The following is a 21,528-nucleotide window of genomic DNA, read 5'->3' as shown; positions in this document are numbered from 1 at the left end:
ATCGTGCCCTCCAGGTCGATCGCGCCGTGCTGGTAGAAGCGGTAGTCCTCGATCGAGATGATCGCCGTCTTCATGATCTCGGAGATCTGGTCGAGGGCGACGACCTCGCGATACTCCTCGTAAAACCGCGCGATCTCCTTGCCGCGGGCGTCCTGGACGATCGAGACCTCCGCGGGCGGGGGCTCGACGAGGTCGGCGGGTTTGAGGTTCAGCTCGTTGGTCGCCGACACGAAGCCCAGGCCCGCGCCTCCCACGGCCGGCAACGCGATCCCCGCGACCAGCAGCCCCGCCGCCGCCCCGATCGCGACCAGCCGCCCGACCTTGGACGCGACCCCTGACTGTCCCTCACCCCGTTCAGACATAAGCCATAGATTATGGGGTTTTCCAGGTGCTCATCGCACGTATGCCCGACGCCCGGTGATCCTCTGCCTGACGCCCGGTGATCCTCCGGGACGGCTCAGGCGCTCCGGCGGGCGCGAAAAACCGGGTTTCCACCGATCGGTTCGCGACGAACCGCGAGTCGGATCGCGCGGGAAGCCCGGCCCCACAGGAGAAACCCTGTTCTCCGAGGAGAGGCCCCGTTCCCCGAAGTGGGACGAGCCGCGCACAGGCCGAAGGATCTGCAGCTCCTTCGACCCTCATCCGGACTGGTTCCTCGAAGGACCGGCCCGAATCCTCGAAGGATCAGCTCAGCCGGGCGTGCGCGTACGCGGTCATGGCGTCACGCATGTACGCGGCCAGACCCTCGGCGATCCGTTCGTAGTTCGCCCGGAACACCTCGTCGTCGGCCTGCATCCGGCCCAGGTGCGCGTACTCCGCCGCGGTCGGCGTCCAGGACCGGGTCATGTGCCGGTAGTGGGTGTCGAGCTCGGCGAGAACGGCGGGGTCGTCGGCGGGGGTGCCGGCGGCCATGAGCTCGGCCATCCTGATCATTCCCGCCGTGGCCTCCCGCCCCATGCGGTCGATCTCCTGCGGGGTCGCGGTGTCCAGGAGCTCCTGCTGCCCGGACCGCTCCCAGTGCCCCGGCCACCGCTCGCGGGCCTCCGCGCCGTACCGCGCCCCGTCGAACCCCTCGAACAGGTTCTCCGGCCTGCTGATTTTGGACATGTCACCCTTCCCTTCGCTCTCCTGGAGTTCGGTGATGGTGCGGGCGACCACGCGAGCGACCGCGTCCAGCCGGTCGCGCTCCCCCAGCAGCCGCCGGTGGTGCTCGCGCAGTGCCGCCACCGGGTCGGTGTGCCGGTCGACGATCTCCTTGATCTCGGCGAGACCGAGGTCGAGCTCCCGCAGGACCAGGATCTGCTGCAGCCGCAGCAGCTGGTCCTCCTCGTAGTGGCGGTAGCCGTTCCCGCCGACCCAGGCGGGTGCCAGCAGCCCGATCTCGTCGTAGTGACGCAGGGTCCTCGACGTCACCCCCGACATCCGCGCCACCTGTGCGATCGACCACGCCATGGCCCGCCCATCCGTTCCACCATCACCGAGCCGGATCTTCCGGCTCGTCCACGACGGTAGATGTTGACGCGACGGCAGAGTCAAGCAGGGATCAGCCGGTCAGGGGACGCGCGAACGCCATGCCCAGGCCGCGTCGACGGCACCTCGGAGAGGCCTTCGACCGCGAACTTCGCCACCACGTCGAGCCCGCCGGACTCGTCTACGACCGGCCGCGCGGCGACGATGTCCGGCTCACGTGGAGGTGGAGCCGAGTTTCGTCAGGCCGTAGCCGAGCTGGTTGTACAGCTCCAGCTGGTCGAAGTACTCCCGATGCGATTTGATCTTGCCGTCCTCGATGAAGGCGGAACATGTCGAGCGGATGGTGATACGAGATCCGGTTCCTTCTATTTCCCCTCCGCCCGGCAGAAGGAAAGGGCCGGAATGCGTCCCGGTAATCGTCCATTCCGTGACGGCCGGATTGTCGTGGTCACCGATCTCGAACCACGGCGTCAGGTGAAGGTCCGGAAATCCGGTGAACAACTGCTCGTAGAACCAGGCGATCTGCTCATGGCCCTCCTCCACGCCCGACGGCGAGACGTGGACAGCGTCCGGGGCGTAGCAGTCGAGCACTCCTTGCAGGTCATGAGCGTTGATCGCCTCGCACAACCGGTGTTTGAGGTCCCAGAAAACAGACATGGGTCGCGCCTCACTGCTCTCGGGGCCGCCCAACGCCCCCGGACGGATCGAGATGACAACACCCCGGCTTCTCAATCGACGAATGAGCCTCGGCGGATGAGCCCAGCCGAACTCAACCATCAACCCTTTAGAATATCCACCGAGAAGTCAGCCACTCGCTAATCCGACGTCACCCGCACACCAAGAAAAACGCCCCGGCTCCTACCGGCAGCAACAAAAGCGAAAACGCCTGTCGCGGGGCCGACGGCGCCCATGAGATCGAACCCCGCGATGCCACCCCGGCGAAAGCCGCGGCCACCCGCCTCACCGGCCGTGACCTCCTCGGAGGAACCGTGACCCCTCGGAGAAGCCGCGACACCCGGTAGAACATCACGCAAAGGCGCTCAGTGCCCGTTACGGACGGGCTCGGGCTTATTGCCGCGGTGAGGCCCAGCATGGCTGGCGTCCGAGTGCGGCAGCCTCCCGCGCCGGTACGCGGCGATCGGCGGGGGCGACGACGAACCGCTCGTCCTGCCGTCTTCTCAACCGGCGGCGGACGGGTACCGGGCCGCCGTGAGGTCGGCGGCGAGGTCGGTCATGGTGAGGTCGGCGTTCAGCGCGGTGACCACCGCCTGCGTCAACGGGCGAAGGGCGTAGACGTGCCGTACCGCGTCAAGGTCCACGGGGACCTCGTAGTAGCCCTCGGCGAACCGCTGGAACACCTCCGCAGACGGATCGACGAGCCGCCCGAACAGGTACGCCGCACCGTCGGGATCGCCGGCACCGTCCGGATAGTCGATCTCACCCACCCGCCAGCGGTCGTCGCCGCTCTCGCGCCACAGGCAGGCGGTCACGACCGGCATGCCGTCCTCGCCGCAGAACGCGGGCTCGGTCACGCAGTGGCGGAAGACCCCGGGAACGGAGTCGAGCACCCCCGGCCACGGCCCGTCGTTGCCGTACGGGCTCATCACCGCCTCGTGGTCGAAACCGCGGACGTAGGCGCCCGCCGCCGAGAAGACGATGGAGTACTCGTCTCCCGCCCCGTTCCGCATCGAAGCCATCTCCTCCCCAGGAGCCCAGTCCGCGTCGAAGGAGTGGTAACGGCTGGACCATTCCGGGCTGATGACGGCCTCCAGCACCGCCATGGAACGGCACACGTCGCGAAGCACCGGAATGTCGGGCAGCAGCCCGGCCACGTCATGAGCGGTCATGAGCCCCATCCAACCGGACGCCGGTGACATCCTCCCAGCGCGTCCTTTCCCCACGCTCAGGGACTACCGGCACTTCAGCAGGGGCGGCGGCCGAGACCCGGGCCGACGTCGCGGGGGGCTTCCAACCCGCGGCCCGGCCTCCCATCAGTTCTCGATGCTTCCGGCCGTCTCACATGTCAGCGTGCCCTGCCCACGCAGATCCGGGTGTTCTCCGACCCTCATCCCAGTGACCTGTGAGGACAGCTCGATCATGCTGACGAGCAGCGCTCACGGGCGTCTCGCATCATTCACCCGGGGGCGGATCTCAACTCTTGACGGCCTCCGCGATCCGCAGGGCAGCCTGGGCGGGCGTGAGGTGCGTGGTGTCGATGACCTCGGCCTCGCCGTGCAGCCACGTGCGGGCCGCCTCGACGTAGGACTCAAGGTATTTGAGACGGAAGGGGGAGGGGCCAAGAAGAGTGTCCCCCTCAATGCGCTCGCGGAGGGTGTCTTGGTCGGCGTGGAGGACGAAGTGCCGTACCGGAATGGCATGTCGGGCGAGGCCCGCGCTGATCTCGCGCCAGTACTGCTCGACCAGGACAGTCATGGGCACCACCAGAGTGCCGCCGGTGTAGTCGAGTACGCGGCGGGCGGTCTCGACGACGAGTGGCCGCCAAGGCGGCCAGTGCTGGAAGTTGTCCGTCGCGGGCAACCCCGGTGTGATGTCCATGAGTGTCTCGCCGACCTTCTCGGCGTCGAACACCCGTGAATCCGGGATCAGTCGCTGCACGAGTGGACTGGTCGTCGTCTTGCCCGCGCCGTGGGTGCCGTTGAGCCATACGATCACAGGACCCGATGCTAGCGCCGTGCGAGCCGCGGGAACGGGCGCCGAGAAACAGATTCCGGTGCCGTGACGGACGGCATGGGCCACCTCCGGTGAACGTTTCCAGTCACGGCTAGTGCTCTGACCACATACGTTCACCGGATTGGGCGACCGTCAGGTGGTGGGGGCCATGCTCGTGGCTAAGGCGTCCGCTTATGCTCAGCTCGTGCAGCCGCCTTCCAACAGCAGTGATCCGTTGACCTTGGCGTTCCCAGCCGAGCTGGCAGGCGATGCCGAGGCGGTTCTGGCGGTCATGCCCGCTTCCCGCCTCCGGCCGCTTGAGCCGTTTTCGGTCGTTGTAGAGGGCCAACAGGTGGCCATTCCTGGGCGTCTCTACAACGACGAGCCGCCGACAGAAGCGGTAGCGTCGCTCTCGTCGCGTCAACGTCAACTTCTGCACTGCTTGTACTCAAGGCACTGCGACGGGATGGTTAGGCAGCGCCACCTGGCGAAGGTCGTGGGCTCCGCGGACCCGTGGGTCGTCCCGTTCGTCGTGCAGTTGGTTGGCGAGTACGTCTTGGAAATCCTGGTCGTCATCCGCGATGAGCTTCGTGATCTCGCCACGCCGGGCAGCCGAAGCCACCTCGCTTACGGGCAGTTCATCGTAGACAACCCGGCCTTCTTCGCACGCACTCAGCGACGGGTCGTGAGCTACTGGAGCTGCTACTACCGTTCCTCCTATTCGAGTTTCCGCGGCTACCCGGGATGTAGTCTTCTTGATCTTTTAAGGTCCGCAGCCTCGGACAGAGCAGGGCACCCCTGGCCCAACCTCGCTCCTGCTGGAACCAGACTGGACGGTTACTGCTAGGGCTGGTCGGGCAAGGTTCGCCAGGTAGATCAGGCTGCGGCAGCGAGAGGCCGTCCGCCCCATCGGATGCTTTTCTCGCTACGGATCCGGGCGCGCTCGTGGCGTTGAGATGCGAGGACGTCGGGGTGTCGGGCGTTCTTGTTGCGCCAGCGGAGGTAGGCGTGCAGGGCCCAGGTCTGGATGGTGTGGTTGCGGTGGTTGGAGTTGGCGATGGTGAACTGCCGCAACGGCCCGAAGTGGGCCTCGATCGGATTCGCCCAGGATGCGTAGGTCGGCGTGAAGCACAGCTCGACCCGGTGCTTCTTCGCCCAGCGACGGATCTTCTCGCCCTTGTGAGCGGAAAGGTTGTCCAGGATCACGTAGATCGGGGCACCGTCGGGGCGGGCGTCCCGGACCGACTTCAGCGCGGCCAAGGTGTTCGCAGCACCCTTCTTGCGGCGGTTGACGCCCCAGAGGGTGTCGTCGCCGACCGAATAGCAGCCGTGGAAGTACCGGACACCGTGGGTGCGATGGTACGTGGCCGGGTGCCGCTCGGGGTGGCCGGCAGCGGCCCAGCCCGCCCCTTCAATGGGGCGGATACCGAGCGGGCCGAACTCGTCGAAGGCGAAGACCCGATCCGGGAAGCGGTCCAGGACCTCCTCGATCCGGTCCAGCTTGGCGTCGCGGTCCGGATCTGGAGACTCCTTCCAAGTCTTGGTGCGCTGAAAGGTGACGCCGCGGTGGGCGAGCAGGCGGCGTAACGTCTCGCGACCGATGCGGATGCCCCGGCCATGGGCTTTGCGCAAGTAGGCGAGCAGTTTGCGGATAGACCAGCGGGTGAAGGGCTGGCCGAGCGTGGTCGGTCGGGTGGTGGCCGTCTTGATGACGAAGTCCTCGTCGTCAGAGCTGAGCAGGCGGGGACGGCCTCCCGCCCACTGAGGGTCCAGGCAGGCAAGGCCGATCTCGTTGAACCGGTGGATCACGTCGCGGACGGTGTCCTCATCGGCCTGCACCAGCTGGGCGATCACCGGGACCCGGTTCCCGCCAGCCGAGGCCAGTAGCATCATCGCGCGCCGCAACCGCACCGAGCTGGTGCTGCCTCGGCGCACGATCTGCTGCAGTTTCTGCCCCTCCTGGTCGGTCAGTCTGCGCACACGGACAGGCTCAGCCACCGCACCTCCAGCGGTCGGATTGGACGTCCTTGCACATCCAACCGCCCCGACCGCCACCTCGGCGAACCTTCCCAGTCAGAGGTCTACTTTGTCGCGCAAGGTATCGATCTCGGCGGCCAGCACGGCCATGTCGCGCACGTGCGTGTAGTACTTGACCGCGTACTCGTCGTCGATCGCCGGGAGAACCTTCTCGAACGCCGCCGTGAGCTTCAGCAAGGCCGCGCGGCGCTGCTCATCGAGTGGGCCTTTGAGGACATCGGAGGCATAGCCGTAGGCGTCCGCGTCGAGCAGCACCATCTCCTGGCCTTCGATATCCAGGCCGCGAAAGCCCGGAGGGAACGGCGCGGCCATGTGCTCGGCCATCAACTGCGAGAGCGCGTTGAGTTTCTCTTTGAACATGTGCAAGATCCTGCCAGGGGCACACGGGCGACGAGGGCCGGTTCGACTTCAACCCGATGAACCTATGCGGTCACGGCACTAGATCGCTACGCCGGAGCGACGCGCCAGGGCGTGCAGGCCGGAAAGCTTGCCGCAGTGGTCGCGGTGGAGCAGGTCGGTGATCACCTGCCGGAGGCCGGTTCGCCGTACCCCGGCAGGAGCGATCTTCTCGGCGGCCAGGAGCACACGCATGGCACGGTCGGTTTTCTCCCAGAACGTGTAAGCCTCGGCGATACCCGCGTAATTGTCGGTGCGACGTTTCGGCGAGGCCGCTGTCGCGTCGCCGTCTAATACAGCTGGACGCGGATGATGATGCAGTGCGGTTCGGCCGCGTCTGCAACGACGACGACGTACTCGGTGACGCCCAAGATCCCATCCTTGCCGAGCGGAACCCTGCGCTGCCGCGGCCACTGGACGGAAGCGGTGTGACCGGAGACATCACCTTTCGTTTCGTTGATCTCAACGGACAGTGCGACAACCGCTGAGAACAACATCGAGCTGACCTGAGGATCGGCCAGAAGCTCCGCGACCCCTTCGGAGAAATAGCAAGGCCATCCCTCCGTTTCGGGTTCAATCAGGGGATGGCCCTTGCCGCCCTTGGCGAGCAAGGACGTCATCGAGCGTGGCGACGGGCAAGGTGCCTTCCAGCGCGGCATCACGGATCTGGTCGGCCTCGGGATCTGTGTCGAGCATCGCCTCACACCCCAGCGACGCAGGATCGTCTCGGCCTGATCCAGAGGTGCTGCGCCCAGCTCCCGGTAGAACTCCATCCGCCGACCACCCTGCAGTGTCCCAGCGATCCCATCAACGGTGCGCGGCACCCGGGGCTCCCCAGGGGCGTGTGAATGGACAGGCTGAGCACTCACATCGTGAGAATAGCCGGAGGGGAGGCCTCCCATCGGGAAGGGAAAGAACGAATCCCAGAACCAAGCATGCCCCTGACCGTGAAATATCTATTCAGAGATCGTTCAGGCGTCAGATCCGATGAGGAGACCCGGCTCGCGTGGAAACGCCTCGCTCGTGATCATCCAGGCTTGTACGGGCCTCCTGGCCGACATCCCCGTTCATATGGTCGCGGCTCGACGTGGCCCCGCAGACCCAGCAGTCACCCCGCGCGTATACACCCACGTGATCCGCTCAGCGGAAACAGCCGCCGCCGATGTCTTCGCCAAAGCTCTCGAACAAGAGATGATTCGACCTCTTACAAAGTCCCTGATCCTGCCCAGTGCAGGCTCAGGGATTTTACGTTGAGGTGTGCACATACGAACTGACCGCTCGATATCGCCTCGTCTCCACACTTTCCTTTACGAAAACGCGCGCTGGTATGAACCGACGCCTGTGGACTGGATCGAACGGACTGCCCGTGCCGTTGATCATGACGGGGCCGAGGTCGGGGTTCCCGCTGAAGCCGTTGAGGCGATGATCGCTTTCGAGCAGAGGTACGGCGGGCTGTGGTGCCCGGCTTTGGGGCCCAATGGAATGGAATACGGGCTGGATGGCGATGCGAGGGTCTACTGGACGCCCCACGGATGGGCGTTTTACGGAATCGTGGACGGTGACTGGACGTGGGGTGTGGAGGTTCTCCTGGACGGCCGTGCCGGGATGACCCTCGCCGACAAGCCGCTCAGGATCCTCAACCGGACCGTCGAGCAGCGGCTTGAGGCGCACGCGCTGCTTGTGGCCGTTCACCGCTGGCCACATCTGACGCTGGAACTGACCACTACACGGGGAACGGCCCCGGTTCTGGCGGGTGCGGGCTTTCCTCCGCGAGTCGATGAGGCTTCAGGGCCAGCAGACCTGTGGTGGTTCGACGGAGCATCCGCTGTGCACCTTCACCTCGACAACTGGTGGACATACGATCATGACGTCTGGGTCGCCCGCTGCTTCAGCAAAGACGCGACAGCCCTGAGTCAGATCAAAAGATCGTTACTGAACGAAGTAACCGGCCTGCTGGAGCCGGACGAGGTGTGGTGCTCCCTGTGCGAGCGGCGCACCGTCTCAGGGAGACCATGTTCGTAGACGGCCGCAATATCGGCGCGTTAAAGGCGACCGACGCTCATCCCTGTCGCGGGGAAAGCCACCCGATCCGCGGCCCTGTTAGCAGGGGTATTGGCAAAAGGCCCCCACCGGAACCCGGTGGGGGCCTTCTGACCTGGAGCCGCCTTGGGGAATCGAACCCCAGACCCCTTCATTACGAGTGAAGTGCTCTGGCCGACTGAGCTAAGGCGGCGTGCCGTGTTTCACCACGGCCTACGGCAGTCTACAGGCTCCCGGGGCCTTCCCGCGCCCTGGAATCAGCTGATCTTGGGACAGTGGGTTCCGTCCTTGGGAACGGTCAGATCGATCAGGTAGTCGTCCACCAGGCGGTCCACGCACGTCGACCCCGTCAGGTAGGCGGTGTGCCCGTCGCCGTCGAAGCCGACGAGGACGCCGGAGGAGAGCTGGGAGGCGAGGGCCTCGGACCACTGGTAGGGGGTGGCCGGGTCGCGTTCGGTGCCGACGACCATGATGGGCGGGGCCCCGGGCGCGTCGATCTTCGCCCGGGGGCCTCCCCTGGCCGGCCAGTAGGCGCAGGGCAGCGAGCTCCACATGACGTACGCGCCGAAGAGCGGGGCGTCCTTGGCCGACTCGCGGGCCGCGGCGGCGTAGGCGGCGGAGTCGCGGGGGTAGGGGGCGTCGACGCAGTTGACGGCCAGGTTGGACTCGGTCTGGTTGGTGTACTCGCCGTTCGCCTCGCGGTCGATCAGCAGGTCGGCCAGGCGGAGCAGGACGGTACCGTCGCCCTTCAGTGCCCGGCCGAGCGCCTGGCGGAGAACCGGCCAGGCCTGCCGGTCGTAGAGCGGGGTGATCAGGCCGAGGGTGGTCCAGGCCTCGGTCACCGTACGGCCGTCGCCCGTCCCGTTGGTCAGGGGAGTCGTGTCCGCGCGGCGGAGCAGGGCGGCGATCTCCGCGCGGGCGGAGCCGACGGAGCCGCGGAAAGGGCAGTCGGTGGCGGTGAGACAGTCCCCGAGGAACGCGTCGAGGGCGACCTCGAAACCGCGGGCCTGCGCGGTGTTCAGCTCCAGCGGGTCGAGCGAGGGGTCCACGGCGCCGTCCAGCACGAGGGCGCGTACGTGGCCGGGGAAGAGGTCCGCGTAGGCGGCGCCCAGCTGGGTGCCGTACGACTTGCCGAGGTAGGTGAGGCGGGAGTCACCGACCGCGGCGCGCAGCAGGTCCATGTCCCGGGCGGCGTCGGCCGTGCCGACGTGCGGCAGGAGCCTGCCCGAGCGGGCCTGGCAGCCGGAGGCGAACCGCCGCGAGCCCTCCTCCAGCATGGTGACCTCCCCCGGCGAGTCGGGCGAGCTGTCGAGACCGACGTAGGTGTCCAGCTCGCTCGTCGACAGGCACCGGACGGGCGCGGACTCGCCGACCCCGCGCGGGTCGAAGCCCACGACGTCGAAGCGGTCCCGTACGGCCTCGCTCACCGCCGTGCGGGCACCTCGCGCGTACTTGACCCCGGAGGCGCCGGGTCCGCCGGGATTGAGGAGGATCGAGCCGATCCGGTCACCCGAGGCGGGCAGCCGGATCACGCTGAGCTCGATCTTCTCGCCGTCCGGCTTGGCGTGGTCGAGGGGCACGGAGAGCTTCGCGCACTCGAAACCGTCGCCGCACTCCTCCCAGCCGAGCGACGACCTCCCCGACCCCACCTCGCCGCCGCCCGTACCGATGCCGGAACCGGCGTTGGCGCCGGTTCCGGTGCACGCGCTCGCCAGCAGGGCCACCGCCGCCAGTACGGCGGCCACATGGGATCTCACGCCTTGTCCGCTCCGTAGTCCGTGGGTCGGGGTCGCACGCGGGTCCGGCGAGGGGAGCCGACGCGCGCGGAGAGGCTGACCGCTCGCATCCTACGCCCGCGCCGGGCCCCGCGACCGCGCATCGCCCAGGCGGACACGCCGACGGCGGGCGGCCCCGGTCACCCCTGCTCAGAACCGCCCTCGGCGACCTTCACGGCGATCCCGCCCACCCCTACGGCCCGCTGCCGGCGACCTTCACCGCGTCTCCGTCACCCCTCCGGCCCGCCGTCGGCGACCTTCACGTCTCCATCATCCTTCCGGCCCGCCGTCGGCGACCTTCACCACGCCCCCGTCACCCCTCCGGCCCGCCGTCGGCGACCTTCACCGCGTCCCCGTACGCCGCGTCGTGCTGCTTGCGCGGGGAGCACACCGACGCCGACGGGCACGCGCAGCGGCGTCCGCCGTCCTCCAGGCGGACCACGACGGAGTCGGAGGGTACGTTGCGGCCCACGACGGTTCCCGCCCCCTCGGGGGTGTCGACCTTCAGCCCGACGCGGGGCATCCTGCTGTGCGCGTCGAGATAGAGCGGGTGCTCGTACTTCAGGCAGCACATCAGCCGCCCGCACGCCCCCGCGATGCGCAGCGGGTTGACCGGCAGGTCCTGGTCCTTGGCCATGCGGACGGAGACCGGTTCGAAGTCCTTGAGGAAGGTGGCGCAGCACAGGTCACGGCCGCAGGGGCCGATGCCGCCCTGGAGGCGGGCCTCGTCGCGGGGGCCGATCTGGCGCAGCTCCACCCGGGCGCGCAGGTTGCGGGCCAGGTCGCGGACGAGGGCTCTGAAGTCGACCCGCTGGGGGGCCGAGAAATAGACGGTGTAGACGTTCTCGGCGTCCGTGTAGTCGACGCCGACCACCTTCATGGGCAGCGTGTGCCGCTTGATCAGGCGCTTGGAGACGCTGCGGGCCTCGGCGCGACGCCGTTTGTTGCCCTCGTCGCGGGTGAGGTGCTCCTCGGTCGCGATGCCCTCGCACACCGGCAGGCCGCCGACCTCCTCGCTCGTCCACTGCGGCGCCCAGACGCATTCGGCCACCTCGGGCCCGGCCTCGGTGGGAACCAGCACCTTGTCTCCGACCTTGGGACTGTGCTCACCGGGATCGAGGTAGTACAGCCTGCCGTAGCGGGTGAAACTCACCGCCATGATCATGCCCATATGGCTCCAAACCTGGGGGTACGGCTCGTGCTCACCCTACGCGTCATACCCAGGAACCCGGAGGCCGCCCGAAGACCCGGGAAGAGGCACCACCCGGCCCGCGCACGGTCCCTCCGTATCCCCTCGCGTCCCCTAGCGTCCTCTCATGTCCCTCGACGTCCTCTCATGTCTTCTCGCGTCCCCCGCCCCCTCACCCCGTTCCCCGGAACGTGCACTGCTCCGGCTCGTCCGACCAGGGAAGGAAGCCCCTGACGATCGACCACAACGACGCGCGCTCCAGCAGGCAGGACATGTTTATCGAGTTGGACACCCCCGGCAGTTCGCTCATGGCACGAGCGACCGCGCCGGGATCCGCGCCCGGCCTGGTCCAGACCCGGAACGCCTCCGGCAGGTCCGAGACCTCTATCTCCCGCATCAACGTCGGATTGTCCGCGTTCTGGCGCCGGAAGTTCTCCCACATCCGCTGACGGTCCTCGAAGAGGACCCTTTCCATCTCGGGCCGGGCCTCGATCGCCCGCCGAAGCCCCGCCCTCTCTTCCCGGGTCGCCGCGTGGTCGCAGGGGGGAAGATCCCTCGGCTTGCAGAGGAAGACCGACACGTCGGCGTACTCGGACGGCTCGTCGCCGTTCATCGCCATGGCGATGATGCCCTCCGCCGGCGGCGGGGCGGGGGTGGTGAGGTGTACGACCCCGAAGACCGTCACGGCGACGGCCAGGGCCGGGACGGCGATCCGGAAGGAGACCCTGGAGCGGTGCGCCGGAACGGTCAGCGGGCGGACGTCCACGGCGGTCACCGCGGCGGTGGACAGGGCGTCGCGAAGGCGGCTCTCGGTGGCGGACAGGGCGTCTCGGTGACGGTTCCCGGTGGCGGACAGGGCGTCTCGGTGGCGGTTCCCGGTGGCGGGCAGGGAGTCGCGGTGGTGGTTTCCGGTGGCGGTCATGATTGCTCCCCAAGCACTCGGGCGAGGGCGGCCAGCCCGCGCGCGATGGTGGAACGGGCCGTTCCAGCGGCGATCCCCATGGTCTGGGCGATCTCCAGGTCGGACAGGTCGAGGTAGTAGCGGAGCGTCAGCGCCTCCCGCTGCCGCCTGGGCAGCGCGCGCAGGGCCACGAGCACCTCGCGGCGCTCCTCGCCGAGCAGCGCCGCGTGCTCGGCCGACCAGACGGGCGGCTCGTACGGCACGGCCCGCCGGAAGGCGACCGCCCGGCGGCGCAGCACCGACCGGGACCCGTTGAGCACCGCCGAGCGGATGTACGTCAGCGCCCGATCGGGGTCGCGCAGGCGGCGTTGTCCCGCGTGGGTGCGGGCGAACGCCTCCTGCACGACGTCCTCGGCCGTGGCCTGGTCGCCCACCATGAGCAGCGCCAGCCGTACGAGACCGAGATGGTGCTCGGCGAACAACGCCGCGACGTCGACACGATCCTCGGACGCATCGGCATCGGCACAAGCCCTCGATGCCCCGGCATCGGCATCGGCACGAGCCCCCGGTGCCCCGGCGTCCCCTCTCGACACCGGCACCGGCACCGGCACGGACATCGGTACGGACATCCGCACCGGCACCGGCATCGGCCTCGACACAGGCCCAGGCCCAGGCCCAGACCCAGGCCCCGGCTCCGGCCCCGGTGCCGCGCCGCCCACCTGTTCCCTCGGCGCGGCGGGGCCGACGCGGTCCCTGGCCAGGTGCTTCCCGTAGGAGAGCATTTCGATCACTGGATCGGGAGTTCTTCCCGAAGATGACAGGGTCACATCACAGAGACGCCCCACGGGGCCGTCCGCTGCTCCGGTCAGCGACCGAGTTCGGCGAAGGACTTCTCCCAGCGGTTGACGATCATGGAGATGTCGTAGTTCCTCGCCGTCCGGAGGGCGTTCTCGGCCATCCGGCGACGCCCCTCCTCGTCGTCGATCATCTGGATCAGGCCACCGGCCAGGGCGTCCACGTCGTCGGCGGGGACGAGCAGCCCGTTCACCCCGGAGGTGATGATCTCGCGGGGGCCCCGGGGGCAGTCGAAGCTGATCACCGGCACCCCGGAGGCGAACGCCTCGATGATGGTCATGCCGAAGCCCTCGAACCGGGAGCTGACCGCGTGGATCGAGGCCTTGGCGAGCTCGCCCTCGATGTCCCCGGTGGGACCCATGAACGTGACGTTGTTGTGCAGGCGCAGCTTGACGGCCTGCTTGACCAGCTTGTCGCCGACCCGGCCCTCACCGTAGATCCGCAGCTTCCAGTCGGGACGTTCCCTCGCCACCCGGACGAACGCCTTCAGCAGCCGGTCGTACCCCTTGACCGGCACCAGCCTGCCCGCGGCCAGCACGATCCGGTTCTCCTGCCGGGAGCGCGGGCGCGGCCCGCCGGGCAGCCCGTTGCCGATGGTGAACACCCGGGTGGGCGACCCGTTGAGCATCTTCCGGTAGTCGTGCTCGTCGGCCTCGGTGAGGGTCACGACGGCGTCGAGCCTCGGGTACCACGTCCGGATCTCCTCGAAGATCCCGGGCTGGTGGGCCTCGAAGTGCAGGTGCTCCTGGGCGATCGTGACGACCCGTTTGCGGGCGTACCTCGCGGCCATGAGGTTGAGCCCCGCGCGGGTGGTGATCAGCACGTCACTGCGGAGCCTGCGCAGCTCGCGGACGAGAACCTCGTCACTCCAGGCGCTGAAGGAGGCGTACGCGCGCTCCTCGGGGTGGATCAGCGCGCTCTCCTGCGTGCTCAGCCGCTCGGCCTTCTTCGTGTACGGCCAGCGGACCCTGGCCCCCTCCCTCAGGTCCACCAGCGAGCGCAGGCGGACCTGGGAGCCCAGCGGCAGGAAGGGGTTGTCGGCGTGCTGGAAGACGCTGACGACCTCGACCTCGTGCCGCTCCGACAGGGCGGTGGCGAGGTCGAAGGTGGCGCGGATGGTGCCGCCCATGCCGTAGGCGTTGAGGATGAGGAAGGAGATCTTCACGGGCTCTCCTCCTCGATGCTGAGCGCGACGGCGAGGCTGTCGGTCTCGGTGTAGTACGGCCGGACCCTCACCTGCCCGACGCGCTGGGCAGGAAAACGAACTTTGGTCTTTTTGTCTGTTATGTCATCAAGCCGGGTCGCCAGCGGCAGCCGCATCCCGGAGATCTCCGCGTAGAGGTCCCAGAAGACCCGGCGCCGCACCTGCGTCTCGGCCATCGGCGCGATCTCCACGCCCCCGTCGAACCACCGCCCCTGGAAGCTCGCGGGCCCGCTCACGGGCTCCGGCCCCCGGCGGGCCACCGCGACGAGCCTGGCCGCCCCCCGGATCGGCTCGCCGTACGCGATGGCGCCCTCCACCTGGATCACGCCCTCCTCCGCGGTGACGCGGATCACCTCGACGTAGGGCTCGACCTCGCGGACCTGAAGGCCGAGTGTGCCGAGGGAGGTGCGGAACGCCCTGATCTCCCGGTTTCGACGGGTCTCGGCGTAGGACCACAGCCCGTCGAGCGAGAACCCCGGGTCGTCGGTGACGACGGGCTCGCCACCGCGCGACGCCATCCAGACACCCGCGGACAGCGTCGTCAGATCCCCGGCCCCGCACTCCTCGCCGGTCTCCACGTGCCGCAGGACGATCTCCGCGCCGTTTCCGCCGTTTCCGCCGTTCCCGCCGTTCCCGCCGTTCCCGCCGTTCCCATCGGCAGGATCAGGCCATTCGATCATCAGCGCGTCGTCGTTGCCGACACGGCTCGTGACAGCCCGCCCGCTCACTGGCGAAATCACCCCGTAGCGTGCCCCAATGCTCACCAAGAGTCCCCCGGTCTTCTCTGCTCATCCCCGTAGAGCAGGACACTGTCCGCTGATTTATAACGAAATAGCTTATTTTTGCCTGTTAATCTTAACGACCCACACTCGTACTTTGAGGTGACTTAGCGGTGAATGGTTCCATCTAATCGGAAACAGACGGGTAGTGACCACTCGGTGGCGGTCACCACCCGCTTCTCACCAGCCGATATTCAGCCCGTCGGTCCCGGGGAAATTCCGAAGCGTCCGGTATCGGCCAGAGTCGACCACCCCGAACTCCGTCCCCCGGCGGACCACGAGACGCCCGCCCGAACCGTCGGCGTCGACCAGCCGGAAACCTCCCCGATCGTCGCGGTAGAGCACGGCCGGCCGACCGCCGTCGGCGTCGAACCGTACGATCTCGGCCGTCCCGGGAACGACGGAAAGGCGGTCCCCGTCGGCCTTCAGGCCGATCCGGCCGAGCGCCGCGACGAACGAGCGGCCGTCGGCGTCGATCCGCGCCCCGTGCACACCGGCGGGCACACCGGAGGCGGTCCCGAGCCGCACTCTCCGCGCCCTGTCCAGATCGTCTCCGGCCTCGTCCGTGTCGAGCACCCATATCTCCGAGGGGTCGGGAGCGATCTCGAAGATCGCCGTGGGCCCGTTCCGCTCCAGCACCTCGGTGGCACCGGGCAGGGGGGTGCCCGTCACCACCGGGCCCGGCGCCGGAGTGACCGCCGGGCCCGGCGCCCCGGCCGGAGGGGCGTCCGGAGTGGGAGGCACCACGGTGGGCGTCCCCGGCCCGGGATCCGACCAGGTGGGAGGGGCCACCGGGGCAGCGGTCGGGCTCCACGCGGGGGTCTCCGGGATGACGGTCGGAACGGGCGAGTTCGAGGGGCCCGTGACCTGTACGCGGCCCGAGGGATGGCGCTGGAAGGCGACGAAGCGGCCGTCGGCGGTGACCGACACGTTCCTGACCTCGTCGCCGCCCGGCGAGCCGAAGATCCGGCTCTCACCGGTGGCCAGGTCGGTCACGCCGAGCCGCGGGACGGCGGAGACTCCGGCCCCGCAGGACGACAGGCCGTAGGCGAGCGTGCCGCCGTCCGCGCTGACCGCGAGCGACGTGGGCACGGTCCCCCGCGGCGGCTCGTTCAACAGCTGTTCCGTCAGCGGAGCCTCACCCGGCCGGGCGGCCGTAAGGCGGACGAACCGGTGCTCGCAGGGGCCCGTCGTCAGCACGGTGTAGAACACGCCTCGCGCGGAGTCCACCAGGGAGAAGCGCTCCTCCGGGGTTCTCGGGGACCGCCTGCCGGCCCGCTGACCGGTGTCCGCCCGATAGAACCTGAGGCCGTCGCCACCGGTCACCGCGAAATACTCTGGATCCGCCCCCGGCTCCGGACCCGCGGCGGAGGTCGGCGCCGGGGCGGTCGGCGCGACGACGCCGTCCCGCAGGCCGTCACCCTGGACGACCATCACCCCCGCGGCGGCCACCGCGGTCACCGCCGCCGCTGCCGCCAGCGGCACGACCCAGGACCTTCTCGTACGAAACGGCCGCGGCCTGAACGGGGGGACGTGCTGGACGGTCCTCCCGACGGCTCCGGCCGCGTCCCGCAACCGGTCGACGACCTCGTTCACCGGCTCTCCCCCGGAAACGTTCACCGGCTCTCTCCCCGGAACGTTCACCGGCTCTCCTCCAGGAACGTTCACCGGTCCTCCTCCAGGAGACGGCCGAGCGCGTTCAGCGCCCGGTGCGTGGTGGACTTGACGGTGCCCCGGCTGACCCCCATGGCCCTGGCGGTCTCCTCCTCGGGCAGGTCCGCGTAGAAGCGCAGCAGCAACACCTCGCGCTGCCGGCGCGGCAACCGGTGCAGGGCCTCCACGACCGCCCGGCGCTCGTCGCCGAGCATCGCCTCGGACTCGGCCGACCAGACGGGCGGCGCGTAGGTCCCGGCGAACCACGAGGGCAGCCGCCTGCGGCGCAGCACGGTACGCGCGTTGTTCAGCACCGCGCTGCGCAGGTAGACGAGCGCCTTCTCCGGGTCCCGCAGCCGCCCGAACCGGCGATGGAGACCGAGGAACGCCTCCTGCACCACGTCCTCGGCGGACTCCCGATCCCCGACCATGAGCAGGGCCAGCCGGGTCAGCCCGAGCGCGTGCCCGGCGTAGAGCCCGCTGATCGTCTCAGCGGGCCCGGGTCTGCCCACGTCCAGCGTTTCGGGTCGCATGACCAAGAGACGCGGAAACCGCCCCGGGGTTGCCTCCCGTCACGAACCGGATTCACGAAACCGGTACCGCTCCAGAACCGGCCCGGCTTCCACGCCTGGGCCCGTACGCCTTCAAAAGGCCGGCACGGCTTCAGAGCCGGGGCCGTACGGCTTCAAAAGGCCCGTACAACCTCAGAGCCGGGGACGGTGCAGCGAGATGGTCATCGACTCGACCGCCATCTGCGGGCTGACGTTGGACGCCAGCCGCCTCCGGCAGCGCATGATCGCGTCGATCCTGCGCAGGGTGTCCTCCGGCGTGGAGGCGCGGGCCAGCTCGTCCAGGTCGGCGCGGCGGTCCTCGCTGGCCAGCTCCACGTGCGCGCCGAACTGCACCGCCAGCACGTCACGATAGAACGCCACCAGGTCGAGCAGGGACGCGTCGATGACGTCGCGCTTGGTACGGGTCGCCCGCGACTTCTGCCGGTCCTCGAGATCCTTGAGCGCCCCCGCGCCGCCGCGGATCAGCCCCCTGTTGAGCCCCTTGCCGGTGGAGCCCTCGCCGTAGGCCTGGCGCAGCTCGGTGATCTCCGACTCGTTCAGCAGCGCGGTGACCGCGGCGGCCTCGTCCTCGGCGGTCTTCACCAGCCGTTCGGCGGCCATCACGCACTCCCCGACGCCGGTGAGCGACCGGGGGATGGACAGCACCGCCTCGCGACGCGCCCGCGCCTCCGCGTCCAGCGCGAGCCTGCGGGCGCGCTCGATGTGCCCCTGGGCCGCCCTGGCGGCGAACTCCGCCATCGCCGGAGGTACGTTCTCGCGCGTGGCCAGCACGTGGGCGACCGCCGCGGTGGGCGGGGTGACGAGCGTGACGAGCCGGCAGCGGGACCTGATGGTGATCATCATGTCGTCCGGGGAGGGGGCGCAGAGCAGCCACACCGTCTTCGGCGGCGGCTCCTCGATCGCCTTGAGCAGCGCGTTGGACGCCCCCTCGGTCGCCCGGTCGGCGTCCTCGAACAACACGACCCGCCAGCGGCCCAGCGTCGGCGCCCCGGCCGCGCGCAGGATGAGCCGCCGGGTGTCCTTGATGCCGTACGAGAGCCCCTGCGGGCGGACGATCTCCAGGTCGGGGTGGGAACCGACCTCCACCTGGTGGCACATGTCGCAGTGGCCGCACCCCTGGTCGGGGCAGAACAGCGCGGCGGTGAACGCCCGCGCGGCCTCCTCGCGCCCGGACCCGGGCGGCCCGGTGAACAGCCACGCGTGGGTCATCCCGGTGCCGCGCCCCCCGGCCAGCAGGTCGGCCCCGGCCGCCGCCGCGCGGCGGAGCGTCGCGGCGGCCCGCTCCTGCCCCACAAGATCATCAAAGACTCCCACGCCCCCCAACCTACCGCCGGGGACGCGGGCTCGGTCGCGGATGGCGTTCCCGGCCCGGCGGCGGCGCACCGGCCCGGCCACCGCCGACATTCCGGCCCGGCGCGGAGGCACCATACCGGCCACCACCGAGGCTTCTGCCCGGTGTGAGCAGGACGCACCGTACCGGCCACCGCCGATGCTCCTGCCCGGTGCGGGCACGAAAGCACCGTACCGGCCACCGCCCGTGAGGCGGGCTCAGTCGCGGATGGCGGGCATGGTCCCGGTGACGTCCTCCGACTCCCGGGGCACCGGGTCGGGCAGGATCTCGCGGACCCGGTCGTGGATGATCGAGGAGATCTGGTTCTGGGGCAGGACCCCGTCGACGACCAGGTAGCGGTCGGGCTCGGCGGCGGCCAGCGCCCGGAACTCGCGGCGGACCCGCTCGTGGAACTCCAGCGGCTCCGACTCGATGCGGTCGGCGGCCCCGCCCAGCCGGGCCAGCCCCACCGACGGCGGGGTGTCGATGAGCACCGTGAGGTCGGGGACGAGCCCGCCGGTGGCCCAGTTGTTGATCCTCGTGACGTCCTCGGCGTCCAGGGCCCGGCCCGCGCCCTGGTAGGCGAGCGACGAGTCGACGTAGCGGTCGGAGATCACCATCGACCCCCGGTACAGCGCCGGGCGGATGACCTTCTCCACGTGCTCGGCCCGGTCGGCCGCGTACAGCAGCGCCTCGGACCTCGCGGACAGCCCCTGGTGCACCGCGTCGAGCAGGATCGCGCGCAGCCGCATCCCCACCTTGGTCGAGCCGGGCTCACGGGTCTGCACGACGTCGAAGCCCTGGTCACGCAGCCAGATCGCGAGCAGCCTGGACTGGGTGGTCTTCCCCGACCCTTCGCCGCCCTCGAACGCGACGAACATCCCGCGCCCCCGCTCGGCGCTCTCGGGGGCGAACCGCTCGCCTCGCACCGCGGCGAGCAGGTCGGTGACGATCGAGACGCCCCTGCGGTCGTCCATCTGCCGCAGCGCGACGATCCCGACGATCACCGCGAGCAGCCCGCCGACCAGCAGCACCAGGTTGGAGCCGTCGAACCGGTAGACCGGATCCGGGCCGACCCTGATCTGGTGCTCGCCGAACAGGCCTGCCAGGGTCGGCGCGACCGCGACCACCAGCAGCAGGGTCACCCGGGCGAGCGACTGCAGGAAGGAGAACGTACGGCCCCGCAGGCTGTCGTCCACCTCCAGCCCGATCATGGTGTAGCCGATGATCCAGGCGATCCCGGCGCACGCGCCGAGCAGCACGGTCAGCAGGACGACGATCACCAGGTTGTGGACGAGCGCGATCGTGACGAGGACCAGCCCGGCCACCACGATCGACAGGCCGAACAGCCTCCGCCGCGACAGCTCCCTCAGCAGCTTGGGCCCGAAGAACATGCCGGACGCCATACCGACGAAGACCGCGCCGAAGACCACGCCGTACGCCGCGTCGCCGCCGCCCAGCGCGTCCACGTAGATCTTGGCCACCCCGACCACCGCGCCACCGGCGGCGAACGCGCCCAGCATGCCGATGATCAGGCCGCGGATCAGCCGGTTGCCGCCGACGAACCGCCAGCCCTCGAAGATCTGCCGCAGCACCGACGGCGTCGCGGTGGCCCGCGCGCCCGTCTTCGGGATGTCCTTGAGCGAGAAGATGATGACGGCCGAGACCAGGTACGCGAGGGCGTTGATGAACAGCGCCAGGTAGGTCTCGCGCTGGGCGAGGAAGGGCACCAGCCTGCCCAGGAAGTCGTCGGCGACCGACAGCAGCGCGAACAGCAGCGCCGCGATGGGCGCGGTGCCGTACGTGACCAGGAGGTTGAGCTGGTTGGCCTCCTCCAGCCGCTCCTTGGGCACCAGGTTGGGCACCGTGGCGTCCTTGGCCGGGACCCAGAAGAGGTTGACGCACTCGACCAGGAACGTGGCGACGATCACCCACTCGTAGCTGCCGATCAGCGGGATCGACAGCACCAGCGCGAAGCGCAGCAGGTCGCAGAAGAACATCGTCAGCCGCCGGTCGAACCGGTCGGCGAACGCGCCCGCCAGCGGGCCCAGCAGGATGGCCGGGAGCATCTTCGCCACGAAGACGCCGCCGATGGCCAGGCTCTGGACCTTGTATCCCTGCCCCGCCGTGAGGTTGCCCGCCAGTGCGGTCAGCGCCAGGAGGTTGAGCCAGTCTCCCAGGCTGCACACCGACATCGCCGTCCACAGCTTGCGGAACGGGGCATTGGCCAGCACGTGGGGGGGCTTGCGTCGCGCGGTGCTCCGGCCAGGGGTGGTCATAGTGTCAGCGTATCCAGATGCTCGCTGGGCTGGGGAAAACACGAGCCAGGCGGAAATGCCCGGCTGCCCATCGCACGAGGGTAATACGTCCACCCCTTACCCCGCAGGCCACCCCCGCGAAAAGAAGCGCCAGGTGCCGCTGTTTCCAGAGGTGCTCGTGACGAAGCTCCCGTGGGTTCGTGACAGAGCTCCCGGGGGGCTCGTGACGGAATTCCCGGGGTGCCCCACCGCTGTTCCCAGGGGGCTCGTGGCGGGATTCCCGAAGATCCCTCGCCCCCTCGTGGCGGGGTTTCCGAAGATGCCCCACCCCCTGGCGGAACCCCCGGAGACTCACCGCCGCTCCGTTTCCGTACCTCCGGAATCTCCGGAGGCGCACCA

At 69.2% G+C, this 21,528-nt stretch carries 21 protein-coding genes and 1 tRNA gene; 2 read left to right on the top strand and 20 right to left on the bottom strand.

Annotation, left to right across the window (positions count from 1 at the left end; translation table 11 throughout):
- The 5 genes from ABT053_RS11420 to ABT053_RS11400 all read right to left on the bottom strand — a co-directional run.
- On the bottom strand, positions 1 to 362 hold a 362-nt coding region (locus ABT053_RS11420), incomplete at its 3' end, for a transglycosylase domain-containing protein (protein WP_350968826.1).
- A gap of 322 nt (positions 363 to 684) precedes the next feature.
- Positions 685 to 1,452 carry a MerR family transcriptional regulator gene (locus ABT053_RS11415; RefSeq protein WP_350968825.1) on the bottom strand — a complete coding sequence of 256 codons (768 nt, stop codon included), beginning with the start codon at positions 1,450 to 1,452 and terminating at the stop codon, positions 685 to 687.
- Between the two features lie 231 nt (positions 1,453 to 1,683).
- Positions 1,684 to 2,247, bottom strand: coding sequence for an ester cyclase (locus ABT053_RS11410; protein WP_350968824.1), 564 nt, complete (start codon positions 2,245 to 2,247; stop codon positions 1,684 to 1,686).
- A 401-nt stretch (positions 2,248 to 2,648) separates the two neighbouring features.
- Complete coding sequence (locus ABT053_RS11405; RefSeq protein ID WP_350968823.1) at positions 2,649 to 3,317, bottom strand: hypothetical protein; 669 nt, start codon at positions 3,315 to 3,317, stop codon at positions 2,649 to 2,651.
- Between the two features lie 304 nt (positions 3,318 to 3,621).
- On the bottom strand, positions 3,622 to 4,143 hold the full coding sequence (locus ABT053_RS11400; protein WP_350968821.1) for an AAA family ATPase: 522 nt from the start codon (positions 4,141 to 4,143) through the stop codon (positions 3,622 to 3,624).
- Between the two features lie 139 nt (positions 4,144 to 4,282).
- On the opposite strand from ABT053_RS11400, the gene ABT053_RS11395 reads away from it, so the two are divergent.
- A complete protein-coding gene (locus tag ABT053_RS11395; RefSeq protein ID WP_350968820.1) occupies positions 4,283 to 4,987 on the top strand; it encodes a hypothetical protein in 705 nt (234 codons plus the stop codon).
- Between the two features lie 29 nt (positions 4,988 to 5,016).
- Here ABT053_RS11395 and ABT053_RS11390 read toward each other — a convergent pair whose 3' ends face one another.
- The 4 genes from ABT053_RS11390 to ABT053_RS11375 form a co-directional block, all read right to left on the bottom strand.
- Positions 5,017 to 6,138 (bottom strand): IS630 family transposase, encoded by a 1,122-nt coding sequence (locus ABT053_RS11390; RefSeq protein ID WP_350968819.1) that lies wholly within the window; start codon positions 6,136 to 6,138, stop codon positions 5,017 to 5,019.
- A gap of 75 nt (positions 6,139 to 6,213) precedes the next feature.
- Complete coding sequence (locus tag ABT053_RS11385; RefSeq protein WP_350968818.1) at positions 6,214 to 6,537, bottom strand: hypothetical protein; 324 nt, start codon at positions 6,535 to 6,537, stop codon at positions 6,214 to 6,216.
- 78 nt (positions 6,538 to 6,615) lie between these two features.
- On the bottom strand, positions 6,616 to 6,768 hold the full coding sequence (locus tag ABT053_RS11380) for a hypothetical protein (RefSeq protein WP_350968817.1): 153 nt from the start codon (positions 6,766 to 6,768) through the stop codon (positions 6,616 to 6,618).
- Between the two features lie 95 nt (positions 6,769 to 6,863).
- Positions 6,864 to 7,346 (bottom strand): hypothetical protein, encoded by a 483-nt coding sequence (locus tag ABT053_RS11375; RefSeq protein WP_350968816.1) that lies wholly within the window; start codon positions 7,344 to 7,346, stop codon positions 6,864 to 6,866.
- A gap of 568 nt (positions 7,347 to 7,914) precedes the next feature.
- On the opposite strand from ABT053_RS11375, the gene ABT053_RS11370 reads away from it, so the two are divergent.
- On the top strand, positions 7,915 to 8,595 hold the full coding sequence (locus tag ABT053_RS11370) for a hypothetical protein (RefSeq protein ID WP_350968815.1): 681 nt from the start codon (positions 7,915 to 7,917) through the stop codon (positions 8,593 to 8,595).
- A 134-nt stretch (positions 8,596 to 8,729) separates the two neighbouring features.
- Here ABT053_RS11370 and ABT053_RS11365 read toward each other — a convergent pair.
- The 11 genes from ABT053_RS11365 to tmk all read right to left on the bottom strand — a co-directional run bounded on the left by ABT053_RS11365 (position 8,730) and on the right by tmk (position 21,150).
- Positions 8,730 to 8,806: transfer RNA gene (locus ABT053_RS11365), tRNA-Thr, on the bottom strand.
- A gap of 64 nt (positions 8,807 to 8,870) precedes the next feature.
- Complete coding sequence (locus tag ABT053_RS11360; RefSeq protein WP_350968814.1) at positions 8,871 to 10,370, bottom strand: alpha/beta hydrolase; 1,500 nt, start codon at positions 10,368 to 10,370, stop codon at positions 8,871 to 8,873.
- A gap of 331 nt (positions 10,371 to 10,701) precedes the next feature.
- Positions 10,702 to 11,559: a PSP1 domain-containing protein gene (locus tag ABT053_RS11355; RefSeq protein WP_502991728.1), complete on the bottom strand. Its 858-nt coding sequence runs from the start codon at positions 11,557 to 11,559 to the stop codon at positions 10,702 to 10,704.
- A gap of 190 nt (positions 11,560 to 11,749) precedes the next feature.
- A complete protein-coding gene (locus ABT053_RS11350) occupies positions 11,750 to 12,499 on the bottom strand; it encodes a permease-like cell division protein FtsX (protein ID WP_350968813.1) in 750 nt (249 codons plus the stop codon).
- Entirely contained in the window at positions 12,496 to 12,960 is a 465-nt protein-coding gene (locus ABT053_RS11345) for a SigE family RNA polymerase sigma factor (protein WP_350968812.1), read from the bottom strand. The genes ABT053_RS11350 and ABT053_RS11345 overlap by 4 nt, the downstream gene beginning before the upstream one ends.
- 383 nt (positions 12,961 to 13,343) lie before the next feature.
- The gene (locus ABT053_RS11340; RefSeq protein ID WP_350968811.1) at positions 13,344 to 14,498 is read right to left on the bottom strand and encodes a glycosyltransferase family 4 protein; all 1,155 of its coding nucleotides are present in this window, start codon (positions 14,496 to 14,498) and stop codon (positions 13,344 to 13,346) included.
- Positions 14,495 to 15,265 carry a hypothetical protein gene (locus ABT053_RS11335; RefSeq protein WP_350968809.1) on the bottom strand — a complete coding sequence of 257 codons (771 nt, stop codon included), beginning with the start codon at positions 15,263 to 15,265 and terminating at the stop codon, positions 14,495 to 14,497. The genes ABT053_RS11340 and ABT053_RS11335 overlap by 4 nt, the downstream gene beginning before the upstream one ends.
- A gap of 231 nt (positions 15,266 to 15,496) precedes the next feature.
- On the bottom strand, positions 15,497 to 16,912 hold the full coding sequence (locus tag ABT053_RS11330) for a hypothetical protein (protein ID WP_350968808.1): 1,416 nt from the start codon (positions 16,910 to 16,912) through the stop codon (positions 15,497 to 15,499).
- Positions 16,913 to 16,980: 68 nt separating this feature from the next.
- Positions 16,981 to 17,502: a SigE family RNA polymerase sigma factor gene (locus ABT053_RS11325; protein ID WP_350968807.1), complete on the bottom strand. Its 522-nt coding sequence runs from the start codon at positions 17,500 to 17,502 to the stop codon at positions 16,981 to 16,983.
- Positions 17,503 to 17,673: 171 nt separating this feature from the next.
- Entirely contained in the window at positions 17,674 to 18,855 is a 1,182-nt protein-coding gene (locus tag ABT053_RS11320) for a DNA polymerase III subunit delta' (RefSeq protein ID WP_350968806.1), read from the bottom strand.
- 234 nt (positions 18,856 to 19,089) lie between these two features.
- Positions 19,090 to 21,150: a dTMP kinase gene (gene tmk / locus ABT053_RS11315; protein WP_350968805.1), complete on the bottom strand. Its 2,061-nt coding sequence runs from the start codon at positions 21,148 to 21,150 to the stop codon at positions 19,090 to 19,092.
- Between the last annotated feature and the right edge of the window lie 378 nt (positions 21,151 to 21,528).

It is taken from the genome of Streptosporangium sp. NPDC002524, assembly GCF_040295985.1.
Classification (GTDB): Bacteria; Actinomycetota; Actinomycetes; order Streptosporangiales; family Streptosporangiaceae; genus Streptosporangium.
This window is presented reverse-complemented; position numbering and strand designations above follow the sequence as displayed.

Coding starts and splice junctions, on each gene's coding strand:
- ABT053_RS11415 (WP_350968825.1), bottom strand. CDS start 1,452: ATGGCGTGGTCGATCGCACAGGTGGCGCGGATGTCGGGGGTGACGTCG.
- ABT053_RS11410 (WP_350968824.1), bottom strand. CDS start 2,247: ATGGTTGAGTTCGGCTGGGCTCATCCGCCGAGGCTCATTCGTCGATTG.
- ABT053_RS11405 (WP_350968823.1), bottom strand. CDS start 3,317: ATGACCGCTCATGACGTGGCCGGGCTGCTGCCCGACATTCCGGTGCTT.
- ABT053_RS11385 (WP_350968818.1), bottom strand. CDS start 6,537: ATGTTCAAAGAGAAACTCAACGCGCTCTCGCAGTTGATGGCCGAGCAC.
- ABT053_RS11380 (WP_350968817.1), bottom strand. CDS start 6,768: ATGCGTGTGCTCCTGGCCGCCGAGAAGATCGCTCCTGCCGGGGTACGG.
- ABT053_RS11375 (WP_350968816.1), bottom strand. CDS start 7,346: ATGGAGTTCTACCGGGAGCTGGGCGCAGCACCTCTGGATCAGGCCGAG.
- ABT053_RS11355 (WP_502991728.1), bottom strand. CDS start 11,559: ATGGGCATGATCATGGCGGTGAGTTTCACCCGCTACGGCAGGCTGTAC.
- ABT053_RS11350 (WP_350968813.1), bottom strand. CDS start 12,499: ATGACCGCCACCGGAAACCACCACCGCGACTCCCTGCCCGCCACCGGG.
- ABT053_RS11325 (WP_350968807.1), bottom strand. CDS start 17,502: ATGCGACCCGAAACGCTGGACGTGGGCAGACCCGGGCCCGCTGAGACG.
- tmk (WP_350968805.1), bottom strand. CDS start 21,150: ATGACCACCCCTGGCCGGAGCACCGCGCGACGCAAGCCCCCCCACGTG.